Source organism: Pirellulales bacterium, assembly GCA_036499395.1.
In the GTDB taxonomy this organism is placed as follows: domain Bacteria; phylum Planctomycetota; class Planctomycetia; order Pirellulales; family JACPPG01; genus JACPPG01.
The window spans coordinates 1-15,070 of sequence record DASYDW010000121.1; the positions used below are offsets into that span (position 1 = coordinate 1).

Consider the following 15,070-nt stretch of genomic DNA (forward strand, 5'->3'; position numbering starts at 1 on the left):
CCACAGCGCGTCGGGGATGTGGTGAAACTTTGACGTCGATTGATCGCCCACAGGCACCTCCGTGCAAATCGAGAATGGTCTCCTCAACCTGCACTACGGATGCTTGCAGCCAAACGGTTCGGTACTCGGATAGGCTCTAAATCTAAGTTGCGCCCGATGGAAGCTTTAGCTGTGGACGAAGTACCCACCGGTAAAGAATGGCAATACGAGCCCAAGTGGGACGGCTTTCGCTGTCTGGCGTTCCGTGATGGCAACAAGGTTCTCTTGCAATCGAAATCTGGTCAGCCCTTAGCCCGCTATTTTCCTGATCTCGTTGCATCTCTTCAACGGTTAGCAGCGAAGCAGTTTGTCCTAGACGGAGAAATCGTGATTGCGATTCGCGGACGGCTGTCCTTTGACGATTTGCTGATGCGAATTCACCCGGCAGAGAGCCGCGTGCGCAAGTTGGCAGCGGAACATCCCGCCACGTTCGTCGTATTCGACCTGCTGGCCAACGAGCGCGGCGCCAGCCTGCTCGATCGGCCATTGCGGAAACGCCGACCACAGCTGGAACAGTTCGCCGCGAAATTCCTGCGTGGCCACCATGATCTACGCTTGTCGCCCGCGACTGCGGAAATGCGTGTTGCGAACAAGTGGTTCAAAGCAGCCGGCGGGAATCTGGATGGGATTGTCGCCAAGCGACTCGATCTGCCGTACCGCTCCGGCCTGCGAGACGGAATGCAAAAGATCAAACAGCATCGCACCGTCGATTGCGTGGTAGGAGGGTTTCGGTACGCCGAGGGGAAACGTGTGGTGGGCTCGCTGCTCTTGGGTCTCTACGATACTGAGGGACTACTAGACCACGTGGGCTTCACGTCGAGCTTCAAAGCCGCAGACCGCAAGAAGATCACTCAGCTCGTCGAGCCATTGATCGCACCGCCGGGGTTTACGGGCCGCGCGCCGGGTGGGCCAAGTCGGTGGAGCACGAAACGCTCCAATGAGTGGCAGCCGCTTCGTCCCAAGTTAGTCGTTGAAGTTGTTTACGATCATTTCACCGGGGGACGGTTTCGACATGGCGCCAAGATGCTCAGGTGGCGTCCCGATAAAGCGGCGCGCTTGTGCAAACTCGACCAAGTCATTCGGCCGAGGGGCAGTACTCTCAAGCTGCTAGGCTAAATCGGAGGCAGATGTGGACGACCTGCTCGTATCGACTGCCTCCGGATTATTTTGCCCGGCTGGCGATTTCTATGTGGATCCCTGGTGCCCAGTTCGCTCAGCGGTAATCACGCACGCCCATGGTGACCATGCAACTCCGGGATCTGAACATTACCTGGCGACCGTGGACGGAATGAGCATTTTGCAGGCGCGGCTCGGTGCGGACGCGCAAATCCAATCGCTCGCGTACAGCGAGCCCCTGTCACTGGGTGACGTTACAGTTTCCTTACACCCGGCCGGGCATATCTTGGGCTCAGCACAAATTCGCATCGAGCGCAGAGGCGAAGTTTGGGTTGTAACCGGTGATTACAAAACTGCGGATGACCCGACATGCTTGTCCTTCGAGCCGCTCCACTGCCACACCCTTATTACGGAGTCAACATTTGGCTTGCCCGTCTATCGCTGGGAACAGCAGTCCCTAACATTCGAGCGGATTAATGCCTGGTGGCAGGCGAACGCCAATGCGGGAATCGCTTCGATGATTTTTGCCTATTCCCTCGGAAAAGCTCAGCGGCTGCTTAGCGGACTAAATCCTTCGATCGGACCAATCTTCTGCCATGGCGCCGTTGAGCGAATGAATGAGCGATACCGCGAGGCTGGCGTCTCTCTACCCGAAACAACGTACACTGGCAAAACTGCCGATAGGCGCGCGTGGGCCGGCGCTATCATCATTGCGCCAACTTCCGCGCAAGGTTCAGCTTGGTTAAGACGATTTGGCGACCTCTCAACGGCATTCGTGTCAGGCTGGATGCAGATTCGCGGTGCGCGGCGACGACGGGCTGTGGATCGCGGCTTCGCGTTATCCGACCATGCCGATTGGCCTGAACTGCTCAATGTCATTAGTTCCTCCGGCGCCGAGCGCGTGCTGGTAACGCACGGTTTTGTCGAACCAGTGGTCCGGTGGCTCAGAGAGAACGGTTGGCAGGCTAATCCACTGCATACAGAGTTACGTGGCGAACCTGACGAAGTTGCCGAGCCACAGGACGAATCACAAAGCGGAGGCGAGCCATGAAGCAATTCGCCGCGCTCTACCGCTGCCTCGATGAAACGACCAAGACGAATCATAAGATCGCCTGCCTGTCTAATTACTTCCAAGCAGCCGATCCTGCAGACGCTGCCTGGGCCGTCTACTTCTTGAGTGGACGCAAACCGAAGCGGCTGCTTCGCAACACGGAACTTCGGCAATGGTGCGTTGAGGAAGCAAAGATACCGATGTGGCTTTTCGACGAATGCCACGAGGCGGTCGGTGATCTGGCGGAAACAATTGCCTTGCTTCTTCCCGAGCCAAACGCATCGAGCGATGTGCCGCTGCACGAACTTGTGGAACAACGGCTTCTCAGCTTGCCGCAGCTCGACCCATCGTCACAGCGATGCCTCGTGATCAATGCCTGGCATCAGATGGATCGCTTCCAACGATTGGTTTGGAACAAACTCCTGACAGGCGCTTTTCGGGTGGGTGTTTCGCAAACTCTCGTCGCTCGGGCGTTGGCGGGAACGGCCGGAGTACCGATGGCAACTGTCTCGCATCGACTCATGGGATCCTGGCATCCCTCGTCCGAATTCTTTCGCAGCCTGATTGCAAAAGAATCGGAGGATACTGACTTATCAAGGCCCTATCCCTTCTGCTTGGCACATGCGCTCGAAGGATCGCCCGCAGCGCTCGGTGATCCCGCGGACTGGCAGGCAGAGTGGAAATGGGATGGGATTCGCGCACAGTTGGTCTGCCGCGAAAGGTTGGTGTCACTTTGGACCCGCGGCGAGGAATTAGTCACAGATCGTTTTCCAGAGCTGGGGCCAATGGCAGCCGAGCTGCCGGGCGGGACCGTTCTCGATGGAGAAATCGTTGCCTGGAAAGATGGTCACGTGATGCCGTTTACCTTTTTGCAGCAACGCATCGGTCGCAAGACGCTGGGCAAAAAGATTCTGGAATCGGTGCCCGTTCGATTCATCGCCTTTGATCTTCTGGAGAAAGGCTACCAAGATGTGCGCGGCCGCCCTTTGTCAGAGCGGAGAAAGCTGCTGGAAGCCGTGGTGCGCGATCCCAACAGTTACCTCATGCTGAGTCCTCTAGAATCTGCGGCAAGCTGGCAAGAATTGGCGCTTCGACGCGAACAAAGTCGGCAGCTCAATGTTGAAGGGTTGATGCTCAAATCGCTGCAGTCACCTTATGGAGCCGGCCGAGTGACGGGACTGTGGTGGAAATGGAAGATCGATCCACATACGATCGACGCAGTTCTGATCTACGCTCAGCTGGGACATGGCCGGCGCGCCGGCCTCTATACTGACTATACGTTTGGCGTCTGGAACGATGGAAACCTGGTGCCGTTTGCGAAGGCTTATTCAGGATTAACCGATGACGAAATTCGCGAGGTAGACCAGTTCGTTCGGCAAAATACTACGGAACGTTTTGGTCCAGTGCGGCACGTCAGACCAGCACTGGTCTTTGAAATCGCCTTCGAGAACATTCAGCTATCGAACCGGCACAAGTCCGGCATCGCCGTCCGTTTTCCCCGCATTTCGCGATGGCGGCACGACAAATCTCCAGAAGAAGCCGATTCGTTGGATGCGATTCGACTTTTGCTACGGCAGGCTCCGTGTGAGGTCCCGACGAAACTCTAGACGACATTGTCCATTGAGTTGACCGCGATAAATCGATGGTTCGCATATGATTTGCAGCCTGTCATTAGGGTTCTTCGGCTGTCTTTGTAACTGCCACCGTGCACGCGATCGTGCCAAGTCTGGGGACCAAATCGTAAACGACAGGGCGTTGGTCTAATGATCGGCCACTTAGTCGGCTCATTAACCTTTAAGAGCCTCACTCATGCAATGACCGACGCGGTATAGGAGTTGCTGCCTAATTCTGCTTGCGCGACGGTCTCGTTGAAACGCGCGTTTGAGGATGAGCCTCCGACGGCTGAACGAAGTCTGAAATCGCAAGCTTTCATGGCAAGATCTGCTTGAGTCGGCGCTCATGATTTCTCTCGCGCTCTGATAGGACATTGTGCGTTTGTTCGGGCCACCAATTCAAGTCTTCGCGTCTGCGACTTTGCCGTCTGTGCGCAAATTGCAGCATCTCGCCGCCCAATTCCGGTCAAAACTCCACCTTTCGCATGTAACGGCATAGCAAGTGCCCTCACAGCCAAACGACCAAGTTTTCGGCATCTCGTCGAAAAACTTACGCGTTACGTCCTTCATGGAGAGCGAACATGAAAAGCATTCTCTACCTCGGTATTCTGTGCCTTATTGGCCTCGCCGGATGTAACGAGGCCAAGACCCCGTCCATTCCGGCCACTGCTGGGCAAGGAGGAACTCGCACCGTCGAGCCTACGAATACGGCTGTCAATGTTCGAGATCGCACTGAGACCGCCAAGACTCCGATTGATCAAAATGAGAATCAATCCGACATCAATCTCACAGCGACGATTCGCAAGCGCGTTGTCGGAACCGAAATGTCGACCGACGCGCACAACGTCAAAATCATTTCTCAAGAGGGTCACGTAACACTGCGCGGACCGGTCAAATCGCCTGAAGAGAAAGCCCAGATCGAAGCAATTGCCCGGGAGGTCGCAGGTAAAGAGAAGGTTGACAGCCAACTTGAAGTCAATCCCTGATGGCTGCAAACAAACGATCGATCACTTCCTACAAAAGGATAAAACCATGTCCAAAGCAGTTTTCTGCATCGTTAAGACGCGTATTCAAGCCGAGGGAATTGTGGACCGCCTTCGCCATGTAGGTTTCGTCAACGATGATATTTCGGTGTTGATGCCGGATAAAACGGGGACGAGGGATTTCGCGCACGAGCATCACACGAAGGCGCCAGAAGGGGCCGTTGCGGGCGTCGGCACGGGAGCCGCCGTAGGCGGAGGCCTGGGTTGGCTGGCGGGAATCGGGGCGTTAGCGATTCCTGGCCTGGGGCCCCTCATTGCGGCCGGACCTATTTTGGCGGCGCTGACAGGCGCGGCTGTGGGGGGCACGTTGGGCGGCCTGACCGGTGCACTCATCGGTATGGGAATTCCGGAGTTTGAGGCCAAGCAGTACGAAGGAAAGGTGCGGAGCGGAAATATTTTAATTTCGGTGCACTCGGAAAACTCCGACGAGACATCCCGCGCAAAGGATATCTTCAAGGAAGCAGCGGCTGAAGATATTTCCTCCGCCGGCGAAGCAACTGTGGGAAAGAAATAATTGAGCAAATCTGCCTTTCAACTTAAACAGCGGCGGGACGACGGTTCCGCCGCTTTTGTTAATTCGGCGATTAAAGAGGGTGACGTGTATAGCAGGTCCGACCCATCCTGGAAGGAGAACAGCGGCGGGCCAAGTGGAAGGTGTTCAACCGATTACGATCGGCAACAACTTTTGGCTCGGCGGTGGCGTGATCGTCTGTCCCGACGTAATGATCGGTGACGACTCCGTGTCGGCGCTGGCTTTGTGGTCGTGCGCAATCTGCCAGCAAATGTCCTGGTGCGGGCAATGCGGCCCGAGTGATTGGCGAACTCCCCTACGACGATTCAAGCACATCATTGTCGCGGCAGCTATTCCTTAGAAGGAGCAGGAGCCTTCAGCGGCGCGGGCTTTCTGGGAGGACTTCTCTTGATAGATTGGCTCCGATGTGGCCGCTTTGTCTTCGCGAGCGGCGGTAACTTGATCGTCCGGTGTCCCAAGTAAGACTTGCGTAAGGCGTCGATAATCCGCACATCGAGTAATCCTTCGCGGCCAGATGGTTCAGGGTTCTTGTTTTGCCGAATGCAATCAGAGAAATATATGATTTCCGCAGCAATCTGATCGCGGTGTTTAAACGTCTTGGTTGTGGATTTCTCCTTATGCGAGATCGTCTGTTCGATGTCGCCATGCCAGGTAAACGCGGGCTCCATCTTCAATATGCCTTCAGTGCCGATAATTTGGTACTCAGAGACCTTCGTTTCTCCGAAGCCACAGAGGAACGTCGCTAGCCTGTCCTTGGGGAAGCGAAGTGTCGCAGATACCGCCTCGGGGACTTCTTTGAATCGACGATCTTTACTTCGAACGGCAAAGGCGGTTACCTCCTCCGGCTCAGCCTTAAAGATGTAGCGCGCGGCATTCAGGCAGTAGATGCCGATATCCTCCAACGGACCACCACCGAGCGACAGGTGGACCCGAATGTTGTCCGGTTCAACCTGCATCGTGTGCGCCGAAGTGAATAACCTGGCTTCGCCAATCTTGCCGGAATGCGCCGCCTCAATTGCGGCGAGATTTCCTTCCTCAAAATGCAGCCGGTACGCGGTCATCAAACGCACCTTGTGCTTTTGACACGTGTTCACGATTGCCCGGGCATCTTCCACCGAATAAGCCAGTGGCTTTTCACACAATACGTGCACTCCGGCATGCGCTGCGGGTTCGGCATAGGTCCGGTGCTCAGAATTAGGCGTAGCAACGTAAACCGCGTCCACCTTACGACTGGCAAGAAGCCCTTCGTAATCGTCGTAGCTGTAGGCCGGTGTCTTGTACTTGCGGCTGAGCTTGGCCGCCTTTTCGACGTCACCGGTCACAAGAGCCACGAGTTGGGCTTTGCCCTCAGTATTGGCAAAGGCGGGCAAAATGGCGGTCTGAGCGAAGTTTCCTAATCCGATGACTGCGAAACGGACCGGGTTGCCATTACGGTGAAGATGAAGCAAGTTTGTGATCAGATTCATGGCAGAACTCTTTCTCAGCATCAATGGGTTACTCAGTTGTTACTTCTCGATTGGCAAACGAGCCTCTTTCCAAGCCTTGAAGCCTCCAATCATTGAGCGGACATTCTCATACCCCATCTTTTGCAGATTGTCGGCTACAAGCGCTGATCGACTACCGCCGCCGCAGTAGCAGATAATCTCGGTAGCCGTATCGGGTGCTTGTTGCTCGATCTTCATCTCCACGACACCCTTGCTCAAATGCACGGCGCCGGCGGCATGCTCCTTCTCAAAATCCGCCGCTTCGCGCACGTCAATCAATAAAGCTCCACTCGCTTGCTCATTCGCTGCCTCGGCGGGCGAGATTTCTTTAATCCGCGACTTGGCGTCACTTGCCAGTTTTTCAAAACGTGGACCTTGCGGCATGATCTCTTCTCCTTTCAAGACAACGAGAGTGGTTATCCTTTAGACGTGGGAAATTTGCCTGCGATGGCAGCCTTGCGGAAAGCATCGAAGTCCCGCTCGACTTGGCTCGCATAGGCACCGGCGAATTTCGAAAGAGCCCTCTCAAATGCATCGTCGGCGCCAAGATAGCCGGCAATACTACAAGCATCTCCGGACCGCGCATGGGCCCGCGCCAGAGTCCTGCCGCAAAGCTTGGCATAATCCAACAAAACTTCGCTGGATGTTGCCTCCGGCGCGAGCGTTCCCTTCATGTCCCGAAACTGGCGAAGGTAATAATCCCTTCCTTCGTCATGAGACCATCCCAAAAAAATGTCTGTGGTTCCCTGGATCAAGCGCTGACCGAGAACGGTTCGCCTTCCCTGATTGCCCTTCCAGCGACAACCTCCAATTCGGTCAATGATCGAGGGCGTGGCCTCCTTGATTTGCAAAAAGAGTGGCGCGCCCTCCGGGCCACTTAGGTACACCACGAAGCAGCGTGTTCCGATGCTTTCTAAGCCAACGGCTTTGAACACGTGGTCCACTAACTCATAGCGGTCAAAGACCTGGCGATGATCTTCAGGCAATGACTCGCGATAATGCCCGAGTAGCTCGACGAGCTTGTGACGGGATAGAAGGTGTCCAGCGTGGCGCGTCAGGGGCGGATCATCGGCGAGTTTAGGACGATCGCCATTGTTGGTAACGAGCCAGCTCTGCGCTTGCGTCGGACCATTGGCATGTGCTTTGTCTAAGCGGTCGTCGACAGCTTTGCGGATGTCGCTGGCGAATACTTTGCGTACCGCTTTTTCGTTAACCCGCGAATACCAGATATCCAGGGGTGACATCCCGCAGTAGCGTAACATGCTTTTGCGGTAGGCCCGGGCCGCTGCACTGATCGTGTCCTTGCAGTCTGCTCCGCAAATGCCATGCTCCCGCCCCGTAAGCACGAAACTTACGGCCATACGCTTCAAATCCCATTCCCAAGGACCGTCCAACGTCTCGTCGAAGTCGTTGATATCGAAGAGCAAGTTCCGTTCAGGACTCGCAAAGAGTCCGAAGTTCAGAAGGTGCGCGTCGTTGCAGGCCTGAACCCTAAGCCCTGAGACGGAAGTTTTTGCCAGATCGCGGGCCATGACGACTGCCGAACCGCGAAAGAAGGACAGTGGGGAATCGGCCATCCGACCGTGACGAATCACCACCAATCCGACAATTCGACCGGCCGACCACTCACCAACCAGCGGCAGAGGGTCCATCGGCCCGCGGATATCCCACTTGGCATGATCGGAGCGCGGCGCTGCCGCGCGCAAATGCTTGCCAAAATTGAGACGCTTCTCTCGGCCCGCCTCAACCGACGGCTGCTTTGTCGTGCCAATCATGGCTCGTCCCCTGTTTTTGCGGCTAATAGGCAAAAGCCGCGCCCGAAGGTGGTCGCGCGACCCATTGCGGCATAAGGATTGCGATTGATGTTCGCTTTATCCAGAAAGTTGAGCCTTCGCCAAGAGGGCGCCAAAGGCACACATTGGGCGGAATGAATCTTCGGCTGCCGACCTGGTCGCTGAGTATCCACCTGCTTCCTTCCCCGGCCCTCCTTTTTCCGCTCCTTTTCCTACCCGATTGGTTGAGACATAGCGGATGGAAAAAGGAAAAACGGGTCCGCAACGATCGATTATTGGGCGGATTTGAGACGCGGTACAATCCGCCACGTTACCTTTCACTAGGGGATGTCCTGCCGCAACTACTTACTGAGATTGAGCACTTCTTTGTCTTTTTCAATGAGATGGAAGGCCGCACATTTACCATTCCGGGTCGACGCGACGTGATTCGCGCGCATCAGTTGATCGATGCAGCAATGGGCAAAAAGCGCAAACCAAAGAGACTCGAAAAAGGCGGCTTAGGCCAGGAAAGTGAACCTGATATGACGTTCGCGCTGCGATCCGAAGAGCCAATCGCCAAAGGCTTAAAACGCTCCCTCAGAAGCGATATCGAGCGCGCCTTGCGAGAGCTCGATGGCCTAAATGCCGAGGGTCTAATCCACCGACTCCGCAAGCGAATAAAGCGGATGCGCGCCTTGCTTCGACTCGTTCGCCACGATATCGGGACAAAGACGTTTCGGTACATTGATACCCGCTTCCAAAAAGCCGGCAAACAGCTCGCGGAATTACGCGACGCCGAGGTGTTGCGTACAACAGCGGACAAACTAAAAAACGACAGAGTTGTCCGTATCACGCGGAAAGATTTCCACAAGTTGCACGAACAATTGGCCACGCGTCACAACTCCGCGTTGGTGCAGTTGCTTGGCAAAAAGCATAAAGTTCAGCGCATTAAGCAACACTTGAAGGAGTCGAAGAAAACCATCGGCGAATGGAAACTCGAATCGGGCTGGTCGCTCATTCGAGCGGGAATCATGGCAACTTATAACACGTCCCAGAGCTGCCTGAAAAAGGCGATCGCTGATCCATCGATCGAGAATCTCCATTCGTGGCGCAAGGAGGTAAAATGCCTTTGGCACCAGATGCAATTCATTCATGCATTGCATGCCCGCCGCATATCGCCGTTGGAAAAAGTTTTACATGAGCTCGCGACGGCCCTCGGAGACGATCACGATCTGGCAAACCTATCGCAGCTAATCACCGATAATGATGACGAGGCCGACCGCTCCGGCTTTGCGCTAACCTTTGCCGCGGGGACTATGAGTAAGCGCGGCAAACTTCAGGAACAAGCCTTTAAGCTGGGTCGATACTTTTTTGACCAGTCGTCGGAACGATTTGATCAACATCTGCGCAAGGGCAGACCGCTTAGCCACGCTTCCAGTTAAAGCACAGGGCAAACGGTTCCAGTACAATCTGCCTGATTGATTCTTGGATTGCTGCCACTCATCTTCATTACCGCATACGCCGCTCGAAGCCCGGCCGAAAGGCTATCAATGCGTCACGAACAGCGATCGGCTTTTGAGCGGCGAGTTCGCGCCCTCGCTGCCTTTGGCCATCGAGGGTCCACGACAAACCGGGAACGGGCCGCCGCCGACTATCTATTTGAGGAGTTCAAATCGGTTGGGTTTGAGCCGGAACGCGAGACGTTTACTGGCTCGAAGTCGTTCGGTGCTCGTGTTCTCATTCATGTCTTGATTGCAACCGTTGGCGCCATGGGCCTCTGGATATGGCCAGTGTTATCCATCGGCGTCGACATCATCGTGCTACTGTCGTTGTGGGCCGAGAATTCGACACGAGGCATTTGGCTTAGTCGGCCGCTCGTGCGCTATCCGTCGATTAACCTCTCCGCCACCATCCCCGCCGTGGCGCCAAGGCTGCGCTTGATCGTCAGTGGTCACTACGACACGCAAAGAACGGGGATTCTCTGGCGCATCGGCAAATACGTGATACCGCTTTTCTGGTGGTTGCCGGCATTCTTGAAGCCTCCTTTAACCCTTTTGGGAGTAGTGATCGTCGGACAAAGCGTGCTAAGTGCTTTTGCGATGATCCATGGCCCCCATCCCGCTATCACGACCGGCAATCTCGTGGTGCTCGGCCTCTATTTATTTGCCATCGTATTATTGGCTGACTGGGCGATCGGACCTTTTGTGCCCGGGGCGGCAGACAATGCGACCGGGGCGGCCGCGGCGCTCGCGCTAGGTGAAGCCTGGCAGACAGAACCCGTCCAAGGAGTGGAACTCGTCATCCTAATTCCGAGTTGTGAGGAATCGGGTTTGTTGGGGGCTACCGCCTGGGCAGACCGGCACCGGCAGGAGCTAAAGGAACTGCCTACGATCTTCTTGAATTTCGACAACCTAGGAGTTGGTCCACCGAGGTTTTTTGACGCTGACCTTCCCTTGTTCGGTTGGCCGATCATGTATCCTGACGAAATGGTCAACATGGCCAAAGAGACGGCGCGGTCGATCGGGCTCGAAGACATCGATCCCCATACGATGCCGGGACCGACCGATGGGTTAGCATTCCTCGTTCGCGGCATACCCGGCATGACGATCGTCAGTTTTCGTGCACATGGTTATATGCCCTGGTATCACCTGCCCGGCGACACCGCCGATCATCTCGATTTCGACGAAGCGTGGCGGGCAGTTTCGTTTGGCTGGGAACTGTTGCAGAGATTCGCCACCAATCAATCCAAGACGATTGCGCAGCGTTAAAGCCGTAGAATGGCCGAGCGTATTCGACGACTACGCCTGCCCAGCGTAGGGCGTGCCCATTCCATTGCCACGCATCTCGCCGACGTCGGTAGGCCAAAAGATGAGGCCCGTCCCCAAACGAAACGGGCCTCGTTTCAAAATCCAATTGGTCGCGGACCTATTACTCAGCGCAACCGCACGACAGGGCGTCCGCTTTCCAGTTCTCTTCTGTTTCCCGGGAGTTCTTCGATAGATGGACGTGGCTATCCACGCGCTCGACCCATCCGACTGGAATGAAGTGGTGCTGCCCGTCAGGGCTATCCTTCCTCGTCAGCTTAATGGCATTACTTTCCACACCGTCTACGGTGCCGACCGTCTTGCCGCACGACGCGATGACCTTCATATGTTTCTTAATTCCGGCAACGCCAACGTCCGTCCCTTCGGCCGGGCCGCCCATTCCGGTCTTATCTTTCACAAACTCAGCAGCCTCTTCGGCGCCTTGGGCAATCTTATCGCCCACATTCTTCGCGGCGTCGGCCACCGCGTGGCCCGCATTCGCCACAGTATTCTTCATCGAACTCGCCATAATCGGGCTCCTTCAGAGTATTGGCAGCGCACATCTTGCTGCCTTGGTGGTTAAAAAAACCCGTCGGTTTTGAAGAGCAATTGCCATGCCTTTATAGCTGGGTTTACCTCGCCGGATCATGGAATCCACCAGCTCATTACCGCCAATCGCGTCTTGGCACAGAAAGTGCGAAATGTTTTTGAAACCGCGACGGTCGTTCACCTCTCAAATCCGGTAACGGATAACGCAGATTTCGGAAGAAATATGAACCGTATCGATTCGAGAATCGCTCCGCTAGCAGTCGATTTGGCGCAGCCATTGGGACCGCCGCCTACGCCTGGAACCATCTCCGATATCCCGGTAATTGTTTCCGAGGTGCAGACCCGGCAAGATTTAAACGAATTCATCTCCCTACCCTGGCAGATCTATAAAGGAGACCGGAATTGGGCGCCTCCGTTGTGGGTGGAGGCGCAAGCATTTTTGGACCGTCGGCGCCACCCGTTCTACCTTCATGGAGCCGCGACGCAGTTTATCGCGCGACGGGAGCAGGCCGTCGTAGGCCGAGTACTAGTTAGCGACGACCCAAATTACAACAAGGCGCACGCAACGAATGTCGGCTGTTTCGGCATGTTTGAAAGTCTCGACGACGAAACTATTGGCGATGCCTTGCTGGATGCGAGTGCGGAATGGCTTGCTCGCCGCGGGCGCACTGAGCTGATGGGGCCGATCGACTATTCGACGAATTACCCGTGCGGTCTCCTGATTGAGGGCTTCGATACGCCGCAACGAGTACTCATGAATCACAACCCGCCTTACTACGCAAAGCTGCTTGAGAGTTGGGGGCTGACCAAGGTCAAAGACCTCCATGGATGGTGGTTTGACTGCTCATGCCCTAAGATGTCGCGGTGGGCTAGTCGAGCGGCGCGAACCTCTAGTCGCGGAAAGATTGAAATTCGTCAACTCACTTTTAAGGATTTTGACGCTGAAGTCGCGCGGTGCATGGAGCTTTACAATCAGGCGTGGGAAAACAATTGGGGCTTCGTGAAGATGACCGAGGCGGAGTTTCGCGATCTTGCCAAACATTTGAAGCAATTCGCAGAGCCACAATTGATGCTTATGGCCGAGGTCGCCGGAAGACCAGCAGGACTCGCCATTACGATTCCTGACTTCAACCAGGCCACACGCCCTTTGAATGGGCGGCTGACCACATTTGGTTTGCCGCTCGGTCTGTTCCGCCTGTGGCGGAACATGCGACGCATTCGTGCCGGGAGGGTCTTGGTCCTGGGGGTGCTCCCCGAATTTCGCGGACGAGGCGTCACCGAGCTGTTAATCCTGCGAACCCGCGAAATAGGGCAGCGGCTAGGCTATGTCGGAGCCGAATTAGGGTGGACCTTGGAAGACAATGCACTGATCAACCGGCCCATTCAGAAGGCTGGCGCCGTGCCCTACAAACGATTCCGAATTTACCACTCTGCCACTTGACGCTCCACTGAATCCAAAGTTGGCGCGCGTTCGGTTCGGCCGCGACAGGAACATTTCATTCCGTGGTTTTCCTCGGCCACGGAACTGGTTCAAGCGGGGATTCAGCGGGGCCGGCCAAAACCTGTCCAGAGGCCTTGAACCGTGAACCATGGCACGGGCAGTCCCACGTTTGTTCAGCGTCGTTCCAATTCACAAGGCACCCGAGATGTGTGCATACGGCCGACACTCGGTGCAAACGACCAGTCGCCTCGCGCGCGCAGGCCACGTTGACGCCATCAATCTTTAGGACTTTTCCCTGCCCTATCTCCACATCGTCGGCATTCGGGGACTTGGCGACCTTCAGACGGTCGGCTACGAAGTAGTAAGGGAAATCGATGTTCTCCTTGATATAGTCCCATGTGCCGCCACGTATCTTCTTACGATCCACAGAAAAGAGCTCTTGCCAGGGATTATCTTTTTTAAGAATGGCATCGCGAATGACCATTGCAGCGACGGTCGCGAAGGTCATTCCATTGCCGTTGAATCCGGTCGCGACGAACTGATGCGGCGATTCTTCTCCGATTAGTGGCAAGCCGTCGTTGGTCTCAATCACCTGACCTGACCAGCGATGGTCGATCTCGACCTTCGGCAGGATTTCGGACAGGGTTTTCTCCAGGCGGCAATAACAATCTTCCGTGTCGTTGACTTGGCCAGTCTTGTGATCGTTGCCGCCGAATATCACGCGATCGCGATCCGGCTCCCTGTCAACGCGCAGGTAATAGTACGGATCGCTCGTATCCCAAAGGCTGATCTCAGGTAACGTGCCAGACGGAAGGAGCCCGCTTACGACATAGGAGGAGTAACCCGCCAGTTTTGTCTGCAAGAGGGATGCTCGCAGAAGGCCCGTCTTCCCCATCAGGGGAATCTCCGTCGCCATTACAATGTCCTGGCACGAGACTTTGCACCCGTTGGCAACGACCTCCAATGGCTTGTCCTCGACTTCGGACACCTCAGAGTGCTCGTGAACGAAGCTGCCGTCCCCGTCAATGAAGTGGGCCAACGTCGAAGCGTATTCCAGCGGCCGGAACTTCGCCTGATCGCTGATTCTCATGCCAGGTTTGTTGACGATCGGTGCTTCGGCAACGAACTCGGCATCAAATCCGAGCTGCCGCGCCAGCTCGGCCTCTTCACGCAAGGATTCGGTTTCGTCGTCACGACCGTACAGCGCGGCGTGTAGAAAACCGGGAACTCGCCGAAACTCGCAAGCGATGTCGTGCTCTGCCACGATGCGCTCAATGGCATTAACAGCGGTGGTGCCCGCTCGCCAAACCAGGGTCGCGGACTCTCGTCCGAACGCCTTGACGAGCTCAGTCAGGCGAACATCAGTTACGCACGTCAAATGCGCCGTCGTCCTGCCCGTATCCCCACTGCCAAGGTGGTCGCGCTCTAGTAAACAAACCTTTTTTCCGGCTCTCTTTAGGAAATACGCGGCGCTGATCCCGGCAATTCCGCCACCAACCACGCATACGTCCACGCTCAGGGACTTTGCCAACGCAGGAAATGTGGGTCCATCTGGAGCTCGCCAAACGGGAGAAGGCGAAATGCTCATTGCTCTTCCTGATGATAGAAAGGAAATCAGAGGTTAGC

Annotated in this window: 13 protein-coding genes; 8 read left to right on the forward strand and 5 right to left on the reverse strand. The window is 55.7% G+C overall.

Annotated features, from left to right (window positions below):
- Positions 1-99: 99 nt before the first annotated feature.
- The 5 genes from VGN12_22100 (at position 100) to VGN12_22120 (ending at position 5,376) form a co-directional block, all read left to right on the forward strand.
- Positions 100-1,155, forward strand: coding sequence for an ATP-dependent DNA ligase (locus VGN12_22100; GenBank protein HEY4312157.1), 1,056 nt, complete (start codon positions 100-102; stop codon positions 1,153-1,155).
- 13 nt (positions 1,156-1,168) lie between these two features.
- A complete protein-coding gene (locus VGN12_22105) occupies positions 1,169-2,206 on the forward strand; it encodes a ligase-associated DNA damage response exonuclease (GenBank protein HEY4312158.1) in 1,038 nt (345 codons plus the stop codon).
- On the forward strand, positions 2,203-3,813 hold the full coding sequence (locus VGN12_22110) for an ATP-dependent DNA ligase (GenBank protein ID HEY4312159.1): 1,611 nt from the start codon (positions 2,203-2,205) through the stop codon (positions 3,811-3,813). Before VGN12_22105 ends, VGN12_22110 begins: the two co-directional genes overlap by 4 nt.
- Positions 3,814-4,400: 587 nt before the next feature.
- A complete protein-coding gene (locus tag VGN12_22115) occupies positions 4,401-4,805 on the forward strand; it encodes a BON domain-containing protein (GenBank protein ID HEY4312160.1) in 405 nt (134 codons plus the stop codon).
- Positions 4,806-4,851: 46 nt separating this feature from the next.
- Entirely contained in the window at positions 4,852-5,376 is a 525-nt protein-coding gene (locus VGN12_22120; protein ID HEY4312161.1) for a hypothetical protein, read from the forward strand.
- A gap of 347 nt (positions 5,377-5,723) precedes the next feature.
- Here VGN12_22120 and VGN12_22125 read toward each other — a convergent pair whose 3' ends face one another.
- From VGN12_22125 to VGN12_22135, 3 genes are read right to left on the reverse strand one after another with little or no spacing between them, the layout of a single operon-like run.
- Positions 5,724-6,860: a Gfo/Idh/MocA family oxidoreductase gene (locus VGN12_22125; protein ID HEY4312162.1), complete on the reverse strand. Its 1,137-nt coding sequence runs from the start codon at positions 6,858-6,860 to the stop codon at positions 5,724-5,726.
- A 39-nt stretch (positions 6,861-6,899) separates the two neighbouring features.
- Positions 6,900-7,280: a rhodanese-like domain-containing protein gene (locus VGN12_22130; protein ID HEY4312163.1), complete on the reverse strand. Its 381-nt coding sequence runs from the start codon at positions 7,278-7,280 to the stop codon at positions 6,900-6,902.
- Positions 7,281-7,294: 14 nt separating this feature from the next.
- Positions 7,295-8,653 carry a DUF2252 domain-containing protein gene (locus tag VGN12_22135; GenBank protein HEY4312164.1) on the reverse strand — a complete coding sequence of 453 codons (1,359 nt, stop codon included), beginning with the start codon at positions 8,651-8,653 and terminating at the stop codon, positions 7,295-7,297.
- A gap of 152 nt (positions 8,654-8,805) precedes the next feature.
- Here VGN12_22135 and VGN12_22140 point away from each other — a divergent pair, with 152 nt between their 5' ends.
- Positions 8,806-10,092, forward strand: a complete 1,287-nt coding sequence (locus VGN12_22140; protein ID HEY4312165.1) for a CHAD domain-containing protein — start codon at positions 8,806-8,808, stop codon at positions 10,090-10,092.
- A 48-nt stretch (positions 10,093-10,140) separates the two neighbouring features.
- Positions 10,141-11,418 (forward strand): M28 family peptidase, encoded by a 1,278-nt coding sequence (locus tag VGN12_22145; GenBank protein HEY4312166.1) that lies wholly within the window; start codon positions 10,141-10,143, stop codon positions 11,416-11,418.
- Between the two features lie 160 nt (positions 11,419-11,578).
- Here VGN12_22145 and VGN12_22150 read toward each other — a convergent pair whose 3' ends face one another.
- A complete protein-coding gene (locus VGN12_22150) occupies positions 11,579-11,983 on the reverse strand; it encodes a DUF2171 domain-containing protein (GenBank protein HEY4312167.1) in 405 nt (134 codons plus the stop codon).
- Between the two features lie 69 nt (positions 11,984-12,052).
- On the opposite strand from VGN12_22150, the gene VGN12_22155 reads away from it, so the two are divergent.
- A complete protein-coding gene (locus VGN12_22155; GenBank protein HEY4312168.1) occupies positions 12,053-13,444 on the forward strand; it encodes a GNAT family N-acetyltransferase in 1,392 nt (463 codons plus the stop codon).
- 55 nt (positions 13,445-13,499) lie between these two features.
- Here the strand turns inward: VGN12_22155 and VGN12_22160 are convergent, their stop codons facing one another.
- Positions 13,500-15,032 (reverse strand): FAD-dependent oxidoreductase, encoded by a 1,533-nt coding sequence (locus VGN12_22160; GenBank protein ID HEY4312169.1) that lies wholly within the window; start codon positions 15,030-15,032, stop codon positions 13,500-13,502.
- Positions 15,033-15,070 lie beyond the last annotated feature (38 nt).

Bases quoted from the DNA above. Each gene is read 5' to 3' on its own strand.
- VGN12_22100 (HEY4312157.1), top strand. From the start codon at position 100: ATGCTTGCAGCCAAACGGTTCGGTACTCGGATAGGCTCTAAATCTAAG.
- VGN12_22110 (HEY4312159.1), top strand. From the start codon at position 2,203: ATGAAGCAATTCGCCGCGCTCTACCGCTGCCTCGATGAAACGACCAAG.
- VGN12_22115 (HEY4312160.1), top strand. From the start codon at position 4,401: ATGAAAAGCATTCTCTACCTCGGTATTCTGTGCCTTATTGGCCTCGCC.
- VGN12_22120 (HEY4312161.1), top strand. From the start codon at position 4,852: ATGTCCAAAGCAGTTTTCTGCATCGTTAAGACGCGTATTCAAGCCGAG.
- VGN12_22125 (HEY4312162.1), bottom strand. From the start codon at position 6,860: ATGAATCTGATCACAAACTTGCTTCATCTTCACCGTAATGGCAACCCG.
- VGN12_22135 (HEY4312164.1), bottom strand. From the start codon at position 8,653: ATGATTGGCACGACAAAGCAGCCGTCGGTTGAGGCGGGCCGAGAGAAG.
- VGN12_22140 (HEY4312165.1), top strand. From the start codon at position 8,806: ATGAATCTTCGGCTGCCGACCTGGTCGCTGAGTATCCACCTGCTTCCT.
- VGN12_22150 (HEY4312167.1), bottom strand. From the start codon at position 11,983: ATGGCGAGTTCGATGAAGAATACTGTGGCGAATGCGGGCCACGCGGTG.
- VGN12_22160 (HEY4312169.1), bottom strand. From the start codon at position 15,032: ATGAGCATTTCGCCTTCTCCCGTTTGGCGAGCTCCAGATGGACCCACA.